The sequence below is a fragment of the Pedobacter zeaxanthinifaciens genome, assembly GCF_003313335.1.
GTDB lineage: Bacteria > Bacteroidota > Bacteroidia > Sphingobacteriales > Sphingobacteriaceae > Pedobacter > Pedobacter zeaxanthinifaciens.
The window spans coordinates 21,080-35,956 of the sequence record NZ_QMHP01000003.1; the positions used below are offsets into that span (position 1 = coordinate 21,080).

At 38.5% G+C, this 14,877-nt stretch carries 16 protein-coding genes; 8 read left to right on the forward strand and 8 right to left on the reverse strand.

Annotated elements, in window-relative coordinates:
* Positions 1 to 130: 130 nt before the first annotated feature.
* From DUT68_RS04980 to mnmC2, 5 genes are read right to left on the reverse strand one after another with little or no spacing between them, the layout of a single operon-like run.
* Entirely contained in the window at positions 131 to 490 is a 360-nt protein-coding gene (locus DUT68_RS04980; RefSeq protein ID WP_113636367.1) for an iron chaperone, read from the reverse strand.
* A 59-nt stretch (positions 491 to 549) separates the two neighbouring features.
* Entirely contained in the window at positions 550 to 1,356 is an 807-nt protein-coding gene (gene mazG, locus DUT68_RS04985) for a nucleoside triphosphate pyrophosphohydrolase (RefSeq protein ID WP_113636369.1), read from the reverse strand.
* A 1-nt stretch (position 1,357) separates the two neighbouring features.
* Positions 1,358 to 1,654: a hypothetical protein gene (locus DUT68_RS04990; RefSeq protein ID WP_113636371.1), complete on the reverse strand. Its 297-nt coding sequence runs from the start codon at positions 1,652 to 1,654 to the stop codon at positions 1,358 to 1,360.
* The gene (locus DUT68_RS04995) at positions 1,641 to 2,771 is read right to left on the reverse strand and encodes an AI-2E family transporter (RefSeq protein ID WP_113636373.1); all 1,131 of its coding nucleotides are present in this window, start codon (positions 2,769 to 2,771) and stop codon (positions 1,641 to 1,643) included. Before DUT68_RS04995 ends, DUT68_RS04990 begins: the two co-directional genes overlap by 14 nt.
* A 55-nt stretch (positions 2,772 to 2,826) precedes the next feature.
* A complete protein-coding gene (mnmC2, locus tag DUT68_RS05000; protein ID WP_113636375.1) occupies positions 2,827 to 3,498 on the reverse strand; it encodes a tRNA (5-methylaminomethyl-2-thiouridine)(34)-methyltransferase MnmC2 in 672 nt (223 codons plus the stop codon).
* 391 nt (positions 3,499 to 3,889) lie between these two features.
* Here mnmC2 and DUT68_RS05005 point away from each other — a divergent pair, with 391 nt between their 5' ends.
* Positions 3,890 to 4,228 (forward strand): MmcQ/YjbR family DNA-binding protein, encoded by a 339-nt coding sequence (locus DUT68_RS05005; protein ID WP_113636376.1) that lies wholly within the window; start codon positions 3,890 to 3,892, stop codon positions 4,226 to 4,228.
* A gap of 125 nt (positions 4,229 to 4,353) precedes the next feature.
* On the opposite strand, the gene DUT68_RS05010 is transcribed toward DUT68_RS05005, so the two are convergent.
* Entirely contained in the window at positions 4,354 to 6,390 is a 2,037-nt protein-coding gene (locus tag DUT68_RS05010) for a M13 family metallopeptidase (protein ID WP_113636378.1), read from the reverse strand.
* A gap of 290 nt (positions 6,391 to 6,680) precedes the next feature.
* Positions 6,681 to 7,079 (reverse strand): RNA-binding S4 domain-containing protein, encoded by a 399-nt coding sequence (locus DUT68_RS05015; RefSeq protein ID WP_113637017.1) that lies wholly within the window; start codon positions 7,077 to 7,079, stop codon positions 6,681 to 6,683.
* A gap of 158 nt (positions 7,080 to 7,237) precedes the next feature.
* Between DUT68_RS05015 and DUT68_RS05020 the strand changes: the two genes are divergently transcribed.
* The 4 genes from DUT68_RS05020 to DUT68_RS05035 all read left to right on the forward strand — a co-directional run bounded on the left by DUT68_RS05020 (position 7,238) and on the right by DUT68_RS05035 (position 11,214).
* Entirely contained in the window at positions 7,238 to 8,056 is an 819-nt protein-coding gene (locus tag DUT68_RS05020) for a 2,3,4,5-tetrahydropyridine-2,6-dicarboxylate N-succinyltransferase (protein WP_113636379.1), read from the forward strand.
* Positions 8,057 to 8,083: 27 nt separating this feature from the next.
* The gene (locus tag DUT68_RS05025; protein WP_113637019.1) at positions 8,084 to 9,271 is read left to right on the forward strand and encodes a glycosyltransferase family 4 protein; all 1,188 of its coding nucleotides are present in this window, start codon (positions 8,084 to 8,086) and stop codon (positions 9,269 to 9,271) included.
* 73 nt (positions 9,272 to 9,344) lie between these two features.
* Complete coding sequence (locus DUT68_RS05030) at positions 9,345 to 10,226, forward strand: glycosyltransferase family 2 protein (RefSeq protein WP_113636380.1); 882 nt, start codon at positions 9,345 to 9,347, stop codon at positions 10,224 to 10,226.
* Position 10,227: 1 nt separating this feature from the next.
* On the forward strand, positions 10,228 to 11,214 hold the full coding sequence (locus tag DUT68_RS05035) for a glycosyltransferase family 2 protein (RefSeq protein WP_113636382.1): 987 nt from the start codon (positions 10,228 to 10,230) through the stop codon (positions 11,212 to 11,214).
* 5 nt (positions 11,215 to 11,219) lie between these two features.
* Here the strand turns inward: DUT68_RS05035 and DUT68_RS05040 are convergent, their stop codons facing one another.
* Entirely contained in the window at positions 11,220 to 11,768 is a 549-nt protein-coding gene (locus tag DUT68_RS05040; RefSeq protein WP_157960779.1) for a DUF4136 domain-containing protein, read from the reverse strand.
* A 182-nt stretch (positions 11,769 to 11,950) separates the two neighbouring features.
* On the opposite strand from DUT68_RS05040, the gene DUT68_RS05045 reads away from it, so the two are divergent.
* The 3 genes from DUT68_RS05045 (at position 11,951) to DUT68_RS05055 (ending at position 14,863) form a co-directional block, all read left to right on the forward strand.
* Entirely contained in the window at positions 11,951 to 12,514 is a 564-nt protein-coding gene (locus DUT68_RS05045) for an L-threonylcarbamoyladenylate synthase (RefSeq protein WP_113637021.1), read from the forward strand.
* Between the two features lie 89 nt (positions 12,515 to 12,603).
* Positions 12,604 to 14,052, forward strand: coding sequence for a CCA tRNA nucleotidyltransferase (locus DUT68_RS05050; RefSeq protein ID WP_113636386.1), 1,449 nt, complete (start codon positions 12,604 to 12,606; stop codon positions 14,050 to 14,052).
* Positions 14,053 to 14,212: 160 nt separating this feature from the next.
* Positions 14,213 to 14,863, forward strand: coding sequence for an IS1096 element passenger TnpR family protein (locus DUT68_RS05055; RefSeq protein WP_113636388.1), 651 nt, complete (start codon positions 14,213 to 14,215; stop codon positions 14,861 to 14,863).
* Positions 14,864 to 14,877: the final 14 nt, after the last annotated feature.

Here is a 14,877-nt window from a genome sequence, read left to right on the forward strand (position 1 = left end):
ACTGACAAAAGATACAAAATCTACTGTTAAAGTAGAAGTTTTGACAGTATTTGTGGCTATGCAATTTTGACTACAACAACCAACAGCACTCTTTAGTTTTTACCAAGCATTTACTACTCAAAGTAAAAGCCTATCGTTTCTTTTTTGTTAAGTTCTGCTCCACACAAAATGCAACAATCTTTTCTATGAGCGGCATGGGCAGCGGTTCGTTTAGTGGAAACTGAACAGTACCCTTAGATGTTTGATAAGCTTGCAGTTCGTTTTCAAAAAACACAATTGCTTTGCTGCCTGGGTACAGGCCAATGTGGTTTTTATAAGCAGCAAAATGGATTAAATTGCCATTTAGCGTAAGTGTTGGAATACCGTAGCCAATTTTCTCCTTAGCTTGGGGCACCAGCTTTAATAAGTGTGAGCGCAATTGCTGCATAACGTTTTGCACCTCTGCCGGAAACGCTGAAAGGTATTCATCTATGTTTTGAACCTTTTCCATGTTGATACCAAGCTAATTAATGTAAGAAAAAGAATACGCTTTGTTGAGCTTATGCTAATTTACAATTTCTTCGCCTCATTCCAATATACATCCATTTCGGCAAGGGTCATATCTTGTAGTGCCTTACCGCTTTCCTTGGCTTTTATTTCGAGGTATTGAAAACGTTTAATGAATTTTTTGTTGGTTTTTTCCAAGGCATTTTCTGGATTAATATCCACGAAACGGGCATAGTTAACCAGTGAGAAAAGCAAATCTCCAAATTCAGCTTCTGCTTTTTCGGCATCAATTTGCTGATTCGAATCGATGTTAAATTCAGCCTTAAACTCTTGAAGTTCTTCCTCCACTTTTTCCCAAACCTGCTGTTTCTCTTCCCAGTCAAATCCTACTCCTCTTGCTTTTTCTTGTATCCTACTGGCTTTAACCAAGGCTGGTAACGACGTTGGCACTCCCGCCAAAACAGATTTATTTCCCTCTTTCAGCTTGAGCTTTTCCCAATTCTGCTTTACTTGCTCTTCTGTATCGGCTTCTACATCGCCATAAATATGCGGATGCCTGCTAATGAGCTTATCACAAACTCCATTAAGTACATCAGTAATATCAAATTGTTGCTGTTCTTTAGCAATGCGGGCATAGAAAACCAGGTGCATCATTACATCGCCAAGTTCCTTTTTGATTTCCTGCATATCGCCCTCTAAAATCGCATCAGAAAGTTCGTATGTTTCTTCAATCGTTAAATGCCTTAGCGTTTCCATAGTTTGCTTTTTGTCCCAAGGGCATTGTGTACGCAACGTATCCAGTACGTTCAACAGTCTCAAAAAAGCACCATCAGGCGTAGGATTACTTACAGGAGGAATATGAGCAGGCATATTAAATGATATTAAAGGCAATTAAAATGGTGGTTAAAAACAGTATAATTAGTCCACAAAGAAATAAAACATCTGCTAATTTTTCCAATCTTTGCCCCCTTTGTTCCACTTGGCTTCTGATAGCCAGAAACGAAAACAGGCAGCTGCTCATGAAACACACAACGGCTAAGGTTGCTCCTTCATCAATGTAAGAAGCCTCATTCATTTTGGTAATTTTACTTGAAGTGAGTACTACAAAGCAAAATCCAAGCAAATTAGCCGAGGTTCCAAGAATATGGGTGGACTTATTGTGATTCATCAGGTAGTTTCTTTTCTACAAGTTGGCGACGTTTTTTAAAAAATGTCCTTCGCCTTCTCTCGATTGGCGCTTTTTGCTCTTCGCCAAGCAGTATGGCCCAAGCGTGTAATCCATCAACTTTTTGGAAAACAATTTTCATAATAGCTAGATAAGGCATGCACAAAAACATACCTGATATTCCCCACAACATTTCTCCAATTACAATTCCAATAAAAGCAATTAAGGCATTGATTTTAACCTTTGAACCAACAATTAAAGGCATGAGGATATTTCCATCAATGGTATGTACACCGATGTAGGTTAGCAACACAAAAAAAGCTTTTGTGGCACCTGCAGTAGCAAACGTAATGAGTACACTTATAATTAAGGCTAATGAAATGCCCAAGTATGGGATAATGTTAAAAATCCCGGCCACTAAACCGAGCAAAATAGCATATTTAACGCCTAGCAAAGATAGCGTAAGCACCATTAACGTACTTACAATTAACATCTGTATAAATAAACCAGTAATGTATTTTTTTGTCATGTACTGAATTTCCATTACCGTTTCGCTTACTTTAATGCGATGCTCCTCAATGAAAACGGCGGTAAGAAAACCGTACAATAAACGCCTATAGTTTAAAATAAAGAAAGTGAACAACAAGGTGAAAGCAATAAATAATAGGCTGGACGACAATGTAATTAACGTTGTTCCAATTACTGTTGCACTTGTAGCCAAGGCTTTCTCAGCGCTATCCGCCAAATAGGTTTTTTGCTTACTGATGTTAACGTGAAAAGTTTTAGAAACCCAATATTGCAATTCGTGGAAAGAGTTGCTGACCTGTTTTTCAAGCAACGGCCAATCTCTCCATAAATCAGAAAGTTGGATGGCAAAAAAATGGCCTATGCCGTACAAGGCGCCCAACATAATCAATACAGTGAGTACTGTGGCAATACTTCTGTTGAGCCGAAATTTAATTTCTAGAAAATTAGCTAAAGGCAGCATTAAAAATGCCAAAAGCAGTGAGAATAAAAGTGGCGACAGTAGGCTTTTGCCAAGAATAGCAAAGTAACCTAACATTAATATAGCCAAAAGTGTAAGCGTGAGCCTAACAATAAAAGGTAATTGTATTTGCATAAGCACTATTACTGCAAAAGTTACTAAAAAATATATACTTTAGACAGTTATTTCTTTAAATGGTTTTAGCTGCACGCAACATTTCTCTTTTACCGGGAGCTCCTGGTAGTTTTTGGATATTAAAACCACAACTTTTAACTGCCCTTTTTAGATTTCCAGTAATGGCATAGGTTACAAATATACCGCCAGGCTTTAAAAATTTACAGGCGTGGGCAATAACTTCGTCTGTCCAAAGCTCGGGTTGGTGGCGTACCGAAAAAGCATCGTAATACAGTAAATCATAGCGTTTGTCTGTTTCAAAATTTTGAAATGTGGTGTGGCTAACCTGCAATTGGCAGTTGCTAGAAACCTCCACTTCAGTATTGATTGCTGAGGTATAAGCCTTCAAAAAATCATCCCAAACCGAGGCCGGCACATATTGATGATAACCTGTAGCAACCAAGGTTTCCTTGCCTAATGGAAAAGCTTCAACAGCGTGGTAATGCAACTTTATATTTTCCGCTTCGCAATGCGCCATGCTCAGCAAAAAGTTTAAACCAGTACCAAAACCTACTTCCAACACCGCTATTGAAGGTTGTTGCAATTGCTGCAAGGCATGTTTAAGGCCTGCCTCAATAAAAACGTGTTTGCTTTCCTGCAGGGCACCGTGGGCGGAGTGGTAATGCTCTCCAATTTCCTCGTTAAACAAAGTGTTGGAACCATCAGCAGTTGGAGTAAGGATATTCATAGCGCAAAATTAAACGAATTGTTACATTATAGCAGTTTTTATTTATATCGATGTAAAGGTATAGATAGTGCGCTTGGCTAATTCAGTCCCGTTTTACGCTATATCTTTACGCTGTGCTACAAGGATGCCGCTGCAACCGGGTTTATTTACATTGGGCAGTGCTGAGCTAGCTTCAACAAAGTCATACCCTGATAGGCTGAGGTTTGTGAAAGCTTGTGTATTGCACAACTGTTTGTAAACTAAACCCGATAGAAGCGAGCATCCCGACGCTAGTTCGGGATAAAGCGGATAGCGGGACATCCCGCTAATAGCAGCACCAATTAGCTTTTCAAAAACAATTCTAACTCCTAATTATTGCCGCCGTTGATAGCAAAATAGATATATTTACCAAATGGATATTGAAACTTTCAGGACTTATTGCCTTAGCTTAGCGGGAACCACCGAAGGAATGAAGTGGGAGCATCTTTGTTTTATGATTGAGGAAAAAATTTTTGTTTTGGTTGACTTGGATACTCAGGGCTTTTGTATAAAATGCAGTGCTGAAGAGTTTGAAGAACTTGCAGCAAGAGATGGTGTAAAACAAGCACCGCACTTTGCCAAAAAACAATGGATTTTTGTGGATAATTTAGAAGTTTTTGGCAACGCCGAGCTGAAAAAACTTATAGAGCGCTCAAGGGAATTGGTGTTAAGCAAGCTCCCTAAAAAAACGCAAGCGAAGTATAATGGATGATGGGATGATTTGATAATGAGATGATGGGATGATGGGATGATGGGATGATGGGATGATGGGATGATGGGATATAAAAAAAGCTAATCTGAATTAACAGATTAGCTTTTTTATTAAGGTGTTTTTACCTACCAAAGTTTAATTCTATCTTCTGGTTTTTTGTAAAGCTTATCGCCCGGTTTAACATCAAAAGCTTGGTACCAAGCATCCATGTTTACTGGTGCGCCAATAGTTCTAAATTCACCTGGCGAGTGCGTATCAGTTTTAATTAACTGAGCGGCAGTTTCTGGCAATATATTGCCTCTCCATACTTGTGCCCAAGAAAGGAAGAAACGTTGATCAGGAGTAAATCCATCAATTTTCTCGTTGCTTTGGCCTTGTTTAGTCATTTTGAAAGCAGTATAGGCCGCATTTAAACCGCCTAAATCACCAATGTTTTCGCCCATGGTAAATTTACCATTTACATGAATTGTATCTAGTACAGTATACTTATCGAACTGCTCACCCAATAATTTGGTTTTTGCGTTAAATTTGGCCCTGTCCTCTTCAGTCCACCAGTTTTTCAAGTTACCGTCTTTATCGTACTGGCTACCAGTATCATCAAAACCATGGCTCATTTCGTGTCCAATTACGGCACCAATACCACCATAGTTAATGGCATCATCAGCATCTGGGTGGAAGAAAGGAAATTGTAAAATACCAGCAGGGAACACAATTTCGTTCAACGTTGGGCTGTAGTAAGCATTCACCGTTGGAGGAGTCATGCCGAAACGCTCTCTATCAACAGGTTTACCTAACTGACCAATGTTTTCGTTATATGCCCATTTACCAGCGTTACGAAGATTTTGGAAGTAAGTTGCACGGTTGATTACCAAACCATCGTAATTTCTCCATTTGGTAGTGTAACCCACTTTTGGTCTAAAAGCATGAAGTTTAGCCAATGCTTTTTCTTTCGTAGCATCGCTCATCCAATCTAAACCTTTAATTCTAATTTCAAAGGCTTTACGAAGATTAGCAATCATTTCGTCCATACGTGCCTTAGCAGCTGGTTTGAAATATTTAGCTACATAAAGCTGGCCTAATAGATCACCAAGTACGCCATCAGTTAACGACGACATGCGTTGCCAACGTGGAGTTTGTACTTTTTGTCCAGTTTGAGCTTGCGTAAACGCAAAGTTTGCTTTTACAAACGGCGAACTTAAATTACTTGCTGAACCTTTTAATACGTTCCACTCCAAATAAGTTTTCCAATCATCAACCGAAGTTGAGGTTAATACCGTATTTAATGATTTAAAGAAAGCAGGCGAATTGATTAAAACCGTATCCTGACCGTTTACCTTTAACTGCGCCATGGTATTTTTCCAGTTGATGGCAGGGGTAAGCTTGTTAAAATCAGCAACGGTAAGTTTGTTATAAGTTTTATAAGGATCACGCATCTCCAAACGGCTCATTTGCGCCTCTGCCAAAGCTTTTTCGATAGTGAACACTGTTTTTGCTTTTTGTTGCGCTACTGCATCAGTATAACCTATTAGCTTAAATAAAGTAGTCATATAGGTATCGTAAGCTTCTCTGATTTTTACGCTACGGCTATCATCTTTCAAGTAATAATCTCTATCACCAAGTGAGGTACCACCTTGAGAGATGTTTACCATGTATTTGTTTACATTTTTTCTGTCCTGACCTACGCCAAAACCATACAGAGCCCCGCCTAAGCCGTTAGTGCGCATGTACGTAGTAAAATCAAGCACACCTTGTAGGTTGTTAATTTGCTTAACTTTTTCCAAATCTGCTTTGATTGGTGTGTAGCCAAGTTTTTCGATGGTTAAACTGTCCATTGCAGCAGCGTAAAAATCGCCTACACGTTTAGTTACCGATCCTGCAGGAGCACTTTTATCTGCAGCAGCGCCTTCCACTAAACTTCTAACAGCATTTACATTGAAATCACGAAGTTCGTTGAAAGAACCCCAGCGAGTTTCCTTTGCAGGAACTGGATTTTTACGAATCCAAGCACCACTTGCGTAAGTATAGAAATCATCGCCTGGTTTAACGTTAAGATCCATATTTGCTGGATCAATAAACTTTTTAATTGGCGTTTGAGCGCTCGCTACACCCACGGTAACCACCCCAAGTGCGGCAAAAAACGATTTAAATTGATTGATATTCATCTTCTTTTCTAAAATAAGTTAGAGAGATGAAAATTAAGCAAAAAACTTAATGCTTAGGCTACGATAATTAAATTGTTACTTATTGAACCAATAGTACAATTTAGCCAAGCCTATTTTGCGAAGTAGTTCGTTGGTGATTAAAGCTATTTTAAAAACTTTCATATCAAGCATCTTATGTATAATTAACATATTTTAACACTTTTTATTGTGTGAAGTTTTCAAAAGTTTGCTTGAAAAGTTAAGGTGGTTAAATTCCAATCGGCAAAACAATTGTTTGCTGATGTTACAGACTAATCTTCCTCAAAAAAGCTGTCCAGTAAATCATCAGTCTCACGGCGATCTTTCTTCGTTGGTCTTCCTAAACCTCTGTCTCTTTTTAATGTTGGCGCATGAAATACCGACTTGAAGGCATGGGTTTCCTCCACGGGAGTTAAATCTTTGTATTTAGTTACTGCAATTTTTGCATCGGTGCGGTTATGAGAAAAATCAATCACTTCAATTATTTTTTTCTCGATGCCTTTGCTAATTTGATAAACATCGCCAATTTTTACGACAGCTGATGGTTTAATGTTTTGTCCATTCAGTTTCACTCGTCCAGCCTTGCAGGCATCCGTAGCTAGGCTTCGGGTTTTAAACATTCGAATAGCCCAAAGATATTTATCAATACGTAATTTTTCTGCCTCTGCCATAATCACAAAATTAAACAAATTTAAGACTTGAGTGTTCATTTTTACATCATTAAGCGCAGTATTTGAGTTATGGTTATAAGGTAAAAGCAACAACTTTACGATTTAACCCTTTAACTTTTAACTTATAAAGCCTTATTTTGCATAAATTTTAAACAACAATGATTGCTGAACTTAAAAAACAAATAGAAGAAGCTTGGGAAGACAGAAGCTTATTACAATACAAAGAATATTCTGAAGCCATTGAAACTGTAATCCAACAGTTAAACTGTGGTGAGTTGAGAGTTGCCGAACCTGTACTAAATGGATGGGGCATCAACGAGTGGGTAAAAAAAGCGGTAATTCTTTATTTCCCTATCAAACAGATGGGTGAAACTAAAGCTGGTCCGTTTGTTTTCCACGATAAAATGGATTTAAAAACCGATTATAAAGAAAAAGGTGTACGTGTGGTACCAATGGCTAGCGCTCGTTACGGTGCGTTTTTAGCACCTGGTGTAATCATGATGCCTTCTTATGTAAATATTGGTGCTTATGTAGATGAAGGTACAATGGTAGATACCTGGGCTACAGTAGGTTCTTGCGCACAAATTGGCAAGCGTGTGCATTTAAGCGGCGGCGTAGGTATTGGTGGTGTTTTAGAACCTGTACAAGCAGCTCCAGTAATTATTGAAGACGATTGCTTCTTGGGTTCAAGAGCTATTGTTGTTGAAGGTGTACGTGTAGAAAAAGAAGCAGTATTAGGCGCTAATGTAGTGTTAACGGCATCTACCAAAATTATTGACGTTACTGGCGAAAAACCAGTGGAATATAAAGGTGTGGTTCCAGCTCGTTCGGTGGTAATTCCTGGCTCGTATACCAAACAATTCCCTTCGGGCGAGTATCAAGTGCCTTGTGCTTTAATTATTGGCAAACGTAAAGAGTCTACAGATAAAAAGACCTCTCTTAATGATGCATTGAGAGAAAATAATGTAGCTGTATAAAGCTTTAAAGTGAAAGCAGAAAGCAAAATGCAATTTAATAAAGCCGAAAGTGCTGAACTTGAGCAATCGAGATCTAGGCTTTCGGCTTTAGACTTTCAGCTTAAAATTGGCTTCGATGGGAAACGGGCAGTTAATAACCTTACCGGACTTGGAAATTACAGCAGGTTCATTATCGAAAGCTTGGCAAAAAAATTTCCCGCAGAGCAATACTTTATTTACAGCCCAAAGGTTAACCAGCAACTTCGTAACCTCTCCTTACTATCATTGCCTAATATAAAGCTCGAACTTCCAAAATCATCAAAGTTTTTATGGAGAGCTTTAGGAGTAAAGAAGCAGTTATTGGCCGATCAGATTGATATTTATCACGGTTTAAGTCATGAAATTCCATTTGGCTTGCAGCAAACCAAAATCAAATCCATTGTTACTATCCACGACTTGATTTTTTTGAGAAAACCTCATTACTACAAATTCATTGATAGAAAAATTTACGAATGGAAAAGTAGATATGCCTGCCAAAATGCTGACCGAATTATTGCCATTAGCGAAAGAACCAAACTAGATATCATCGAATTATATGGAATTTCTCCAAAAAAAATAGATGTTGTTTATCAAGGTTGTGATGAGGCTTTCAAAATAAAAGCGACCCCCACAAAATTAGCTGAGGTTAAAAATCGTTACCAATTACCTGATACATTTATATTAAGTGTTGGCACTATTGAGGAAAGAAAAAACCTGAACTTAGTAATTGAAGCCCTTGCCCAAGCTCAAACTTCTGTCCCGCTGGTAGTAGTGGGCAAACCTACACCTTATCTCGAAAAGGTAAAAGATACTATTGCTAAGCATCAGCTACAAAGCCGTGTGCTATTTTTGCACAAGGTTACTTTTAATGATCTGCCAGCAGTTTACCAATTGGCCAATTTATTTGTTTATCCGTCATTTTATGAAGGTTTTGGTATTCCAATTATCGAAGCCATCAATAGCAATTTACCTGTTATTGCAGCTACCGGATCTTGTTTAGAGGAAGCTGGGGGTCCTGATTCTGTTTACGTTTCTCCTGCTCAACCTAACGAATTAGCGATAGCAATAGACAATGTGTTGAGTGATGAGAATCTCCGCCAAATGATGGTAAGCAAATCATCGGCTTATGTTAAAAAATTCAACAACGATTTAGTGGCCGAACAAGTAATGGAATGCTACAAAAAAGCACTCCGTTAAAAACTTATCTGCTATACATCATCACATTGAGCCGGCATTTGCTTAATTTCGCTCTTCAATAATTAAAAAATCAATGAAAGTTGCGGGCTTCACCTTCATCAGAAATGCAGTTAAAAACGACTATTCCATTGTAGAAGCCATCACTTCTATTCTCCCTATTTGCGATGAATTTGTGGTAGCTCATGGTAATTCTGAAGATAGCACACTGGAACTGCTAAAAAGCATTGATTCTGAAAAAATTAGAATTATTGAAACTACCTGGGATGATTCCCTAAGAGAAGGTGGCAGAACTTTCGCCCTCGAAACCGACAAAGCCTTTGCAGCCATTAGCAAGGATGTAGACTGGGCATTTTATATCCAAGGTGATGAATGTGTGCATGAAAAATATCTGCCAATCATCAAAAAAGAAATGGAGCTTTGCCTGCACAATAAAAAAATAGAGGGCCTACTGTTTAATTACAAGCATTTTTATGGTTCTTATGATTTTGTTGCGCATTCGCGGAGATGGTACCGAAGGGAAGTTCGTGTAATTCGTAATTTGCCCGGCATGCAATCCTACAAAGATGCGCAAGGCTTTAGGTACAATGATAGAAAAATAAAGGTGAAACATATTGATGCCTACATTTATCATTACGGATGGGTTAAACCGCCTGAAGGCTTAACCAATAAGGTGCGCAACTTCAATAAGTTTTACACTACTAACGACGAGTGGATTGAAGAAACGTATCCAGAGCAGTCGGCATTTGACTACAAAAATGCAGATGAACTTTTCCACTTCAATGAGTCACATCCTAGGGTATTCCAATCAAGGGTAGAGAGAAGCAATTGGAAGTTTAATTTCGATCCAACATTGTCAAAAAATAAGCTTCCATTGCGACGAAAAATATTAGCTTGGATAGAAAAGGTAACCGGCGCTAGGTTATTTGAGTACAAAAACTACGATAAAATTGCCTAGCATGGGAAGCAAGAAAAGCATATCGGTTATACTACCAAACTACAACGGCAAACATTTGATGGAGCAATTTATTCCATCAACTTTGGAAGCCCTTGAATTTAGCGGCGTTGATTACGAGTTTATAGTAGTAGATGATTGCTCAAAAGATGACTCCATCAGCTTTATCAGGAACAACTATCCAAACTTCATCTTATTAAAAAATGATATCAATAGCGGATTTTCCAAAACCTGCAACAAAGGTATTCAACAAGCCACAAAAGACCTGATATTCCTGCTCAATTCTGATGTACAACTTACACCCAACTACTTTGAAAACCAATTTCAGTATTTTGAAAATGTAGAAACTTTTGGAGTGATGGGACGCATCATGAATTTCGACGGAAAAAAAATGGAAGATACCGCCCGACTACCGTATTACAAAGGTGGAAAATTTAAGGCGAATAAGTTTTTTTACATCGAAGGAAATAACAAAGTGCCTACTACATATTTATCAGGTGCTAACGCATTAATCGATAGGCAAAAATTACAGCTATTAAACGGCTTTGATGAAATTTACTCTCCCTTTTATTTTGAAGATTTCGATTTAGGGCTACGGGCATGGGAAGCCGGCTGGCTTTGCTATTACGACCACCAATCTTATTGCTACCATCAAGTGAGTTCTTCCACCAAAAAGGTAAATAAAGGCAACTCCGTTAAAATTACGTACAATCGTAACGGTTTTACCCTGCAAAGCATTCATCTTAAAGGTTTCAGAAGGAGCTTTTGGTTAGTACAGCTATTTACGTTAACGCTACTAGGCCACCTCTTCAAAGGCGAGTTTTGGATCGTCAAAAGCATTCAGCAATTTATTTCGCAGCGGAAGGCAATGGAGCAATCCAGAACAAATATGCGCAACTTGCAACAGCAATTAAATAGGCAACATGACCTGAATTACATCATCTCAACTATCAGCACTGCTATTGCTAATCAAAAAGTAAAGTGGCTATAAAAGCATTAGTTAGACTGAGGTGGATATTGTGTTAAAATTTCCTTCACCCCTACGGCAATTCTTTCTTCGCGATTTTTGAAATTATCTAGATTAAAGCCGCTGCCCCTACCATGCCAAACATGCATTTTCGTTTTAGGATCTAAAAAATCGATGATAAAGGTACCTTCTTCATATCGGTCTACATTATACATTCCACCTCCCCAGCCAGGACCCCAACCCCAGCCCCAACCACCACGCCATCCCCACGGGCCACCGAAACCATTAGCATAAACGTCTGTTCTTTCACGTTTAACTACAATCAAATTCACAAACAAATCTGGCTTATCGGCCTTTGTAAAACCTTTCGCTTGCATTTCAGCATCAACGGCTGCCATCATTCGCTTCTTATCCAACCCATTAACAGCAAGCTTTTCTAAGCCTTTATCGTAAAAATTGTAGGTTTTATAATTTTTAAAATTGCCTTCCTTATCAAAATCAGAAGCAACACGTAAAGTGGTAGTACATGCAGCAAGTAGTAGAACCACTACCAACACACTGCCCAATCTCTTCATCATATTCATAACGTTCGTATTTTTATGTGGTACGTTAACTAATTTATAAACGTAAATTTACTGATAAATATTTTCGACCTTATCTTATCAAAACACATCTAAAAGTCAAATTGTTACGCTAGAAAGTGTTAAAATAAATTAGATTTACAAGCTAACGTATCAATGATTAATTTTGCGCTATGGCGATGAAAGAAGAAATCAACAAAACTTTGGAGATATTAAAAGCGGGTGGTGTAATTCTTTATCCTACCGATACGGTGTGGGGTTTAGGTTGCGATGCTACCAATGCGGAAGCTGTGGCAAAAGTGAATGAAATTAAGGGCCGTGCTGCCGATAAAAGCCTAATTGTACTGCTTGATACCGACAATAAGCTGCAAAGCTATGTTAATGACATTCCCGAAGTGGCCTACGACTTAATTGAATATGCCGAAAAGCCTTTAACCGTTGTTTTCTCAAATGCTAAAAATTTAGCTTCAAATGTTATTAATGCTGATGGCAGCGTAGGTATCAGAATTGCTAAACACGATTTCTGCCAGCAACTGATTCAACGTTTTCGCAAACCAATTGTGTCTACTTCCGCCAATATTAGTGGACAGCCTACCCCAAAATTTTTCGATGAAATTAGTGAAGAAGTTAAAGCTGCTGTTGATTACATCGTAGATTTAGAGCAGGAAAACCATACGCCTAAACAACCATCAACCATTGTTAAACTGGGCCCAGGCGGACAGTTCGAATTCATTAGAAAATAGCTTTAAACCTTTGCAATTAGCTATTCCCAAAATGCACTTTAAGCCTTGCAGTAAAAGCATATTATGGGTTTTTTGTTAACTTTGTCCACATGCAAACCAATCCACAGGCTCACAATACTAAATCTTTATTACAAAAAATAAGTGCGCCTATCTTTAAAATTTTAGCCCATACCGCACAGCAAACTAACACCGAAATTTATGTTATCGGTGGGTTTGTAAGAGATATTTATTTGGAAAGACCATCTAAAGATATTGACGTAGTGGTATTAGGCAACGGAATTGCTTTTGCAGAAAAAGTTGGCCAAAAGTTAAAAACTAACGTAGCGGTTTTTAAAAATTTCGGCACTGCCATGTTAAAACATGCCGATTTAGAAGTTGAATTTGTAGGAGCTCGTAAAGAAAGTTACCGATCTGATTCCCGTAAGCCCATAGTGGAAAATGGTACTTTAGAAGATGATCAGTTGAGGAGAGATTTTACCATCAATGCTTTGGCCATCTCCTTAAACAAGGATAACTGCGGTGATGTGGTAGATCCATTTAACGGCTTGGAGGATTTAGAAAACAAGCTGATCAGAACGCCGTTGGATCCAGTTATCACTTTTTCAGATGATCCCTTACGCATGATGCGTGCCATCAGGTTTGCTACACAGCTTAATTTTAAGATCGATGAAGCAGCTATTGAGGCCATCAAATCGCAAAAGGAGCGCATTAAAATTGTTTCAAAGGAGCGCATCAGCGATGAGCTCAATAAAATCATCTTAGCTAAGAAACCTTCCATAGGCTTTAATTATCTCTTTGATACGGGCTTACTCGAGCTAATCTTCCCTCAAATGGCAAAATTATATGGGGTAGACATTGTTAAAGGAAGGGCGCATAAAGATAACTTTTACCACACCTTACAAGTACTGGATAATATTTGCGAAACCACCGATGATTTATGGTTACGCTGGGCTGCCATTTTGCATGATATTGCCAAACCTGCAACCAAACGCTTTGAGGAAGGCCACGGGTGGACTTTTCACGGACATGAGGATAAAGGTGCACGCATGGTGCCACAAATTTTCTCGCAACTGAAGCTGCCCTTAAATGAGAAGATGAAGTTTGTGCAAAAGTTGGTACTACTGCATTTAAGGCCTATTGTATTGGCACAAGATAAAATCACCGACTCGGCGGTAAGAAGGCTCCTATTTGAAGCCGGCGAAGACATTGAGGCATTAATGTTGCTTTGCAATGCCGATGTAACCACCAAAAACGAATACAAAGTCAAAAAATACCGCAACAACTTCGAATTGGTTAAGCAAAAACTGAAAGATGTTGAGGAGCGAGACCAATTGCGTAACTGGCAACCGCCAATTAGCGGCAACGATATTATGCAAACTTTTGGACTAACAGCCGGCAAGGAGGTGGGCTTACTAAAGAACGCAATTAGAGAAGCGATTTTAGAAGGAGATATCCAAAACAGCTACGATGAAGCCTTCGGTTTTATGCTTAAAAAAGCAGAAGAGCTAGGCCTAAAAGCAGTTAAGCAAAACGATTAACAAAATTGTTGCAACATACTCAAAACGAAAAATTTTCGAACATTTTTTGCGTTTTTTAGTTATGTGGGTAGCCTTGTAATAAACAACTTTGCAAAGCTACGGAGTTCAAAAATTATATTTTTTTCATATTTTTACAGCACAACAAAGCAGTTCATAGCAAATGGCAATTTATAGATTTAGGATTTCCTTTGAAGATTACGACGACATTAGCCGCGAGATAGATATTAAGAGCAATCAAACTTTCGAAGATTTGCATAGGGCCATACACCGCAGCACTGGATATGATGCGGATAAGTCTTCTTCATTTTATGTAAGTACAGATAACTGGATTAAAGGTGAAGAAATTGCCATCCATCCTAACCAACGCAAAATTGATAATGGCGTAACGTTAATGGAAAAGTCTAAATTGAGCAGTTTTATTGATGATCCACATCAGAAATTTTACTACATCTATAATTTTGATAGACCTTATGATTTTCATGTAGAGCTCATCAAAATTATTTTGGCCGCTGATCCGAAAATCGAATATCCATATTTGGTAAAAAGCATTGGCGAAGCACCAAAAATTATTGACAAAAGCAATATTGGAAGCTTTGCGGCAAGCACTACTGCCAACGATGATTTCGATTTCCTTAATGAAATGGATTTTGTTCCTGAAGATACAGATGAATTGGAAGCCATGGGCGGAAGAGGAATAAACGCCGAAGAAACCCAAGAAAGCGACGAAGAGGAAGAACAGGAAGATGAATTTGGTGACGGCGAAGAAGATTACGGGAACGACGATTACGGCAACGATAAAGACGATTACTAATCAACCCGTAAGTA

Excerpts from the sequence above, each read along its gene's own strand:
- DUT68_RS04980 (WP_113636367.1), bottom strand. The coding sequence starts at position 490 with ATGGAAAAGGTTCAAAACATAGATGAATACCTTTCAGCGTTTCCGGCA.
- mazG (WP_113636369.1), bottom strand. The coding sequence starts at position 1,356 with ATGCCTGCTCATATTCCTCCTGTAAGTAATCCTACGCCTGATGGTGCT.
- DUT68_RS04990 (WP_113636371.1), bottom strand. The coding sequence starts at position 1,654 with ATGAATCACAATAAGTCCACCCATATTCTTGGAACCTCGGCTAATTTG.
- DUT68_RS04995 (WP_113636373.1), bottom strand. The coding sequence starts at position 2,771 with ATGCAAATACAATTACCTTTTATTGTTAGGCTCACGCTTACACTTTTG.
- mnmC2 (WP_113636375.1), bottom strand. The coding sequence starts at position 3,498 with ATGAATATCCTTACTCCAACTGCTGATGGTTCCAACACTTTGTTTAAC.
- DUT68_RS05005 (WP_113636376.1), top strand. The coding sequence starts at position 3,890 with ATGGATATTGAAACTTTCAGGACTTATTGCCTTAGCTTAGCGGGAACC.
- DUT68_RS05010 (WP_113636378.1), bottom strand. The coding sequence starts at position 6,390 with ATGAATATCAATCAATTTAAATCGTTTTTTGCCGCACTTGGGGTGGTT.
- DUT68_RS05015 (WP_113637017.1), bottom strand. The coding sequence starts at position 7,079 with ATGGCAGAGGCAGAAAAATTACGTATTGATAAATATCTTTGGGCTATT.
- DUT68_RS05020 (WP_113636379.1), top strand. The coding sequence starts at position 7,238 with ATGATTGCTGAACTTAAAAAACAAATAGAAGAAGCTTGGGAAGACAGA.
- DUT68_RS05025 (WP_113637019.1), top strand. The coding sequence starts at position 8,084 with ATGCAATTTAATAAAGCCGAAAGTGCTGAACTTGAGCAATCGAGATCT.
- DUT68_RS05030 (WP_113636380.1), top strand. The coding sequence starts at position 9,345 with ATGAAAGTTGCGGGCTTCACCTTCATCAGAAATGCAGTTAAAAACGAC.
- DUT68_RS05035 (WP_113636382.1), top strand. The coding sequence starts at position 10,228 with ATGGGAAGCAAGAAAAGCATATCGGTTATACTACCAAACTACAACGGC.
- DUT68_RS05040 (WP_157960779.1), bottom strand. The coding sequence starts at position 11,768 with ATGATGAAGAGATTGGGCAGTGTGTTGGTAGTGGTTCTACTACTTGCT.
- DUT68_RS05045 (WP_113637021.1), top strand. The coding sequence starts at position 11,951 with ATGAAAGAAGAAATCAACAAAACTTTGGAGATATTAAAAGCGGGTGGT.
- DUT68_RS05050 (WP_113636386.1), top strand. The coding sequence starts at position 12,604 with ATGCAAACCAATCCACAGGCTCACAATACTAAATCTTTATTACAAAAA.
- DUT68_RS05055 (WP_113636388.1), top strand. The coding sequence starts at position 14,213 with ATGGCAATTTATAGATTTAGGATTTCCTTTGAAGATTACGACGACATT.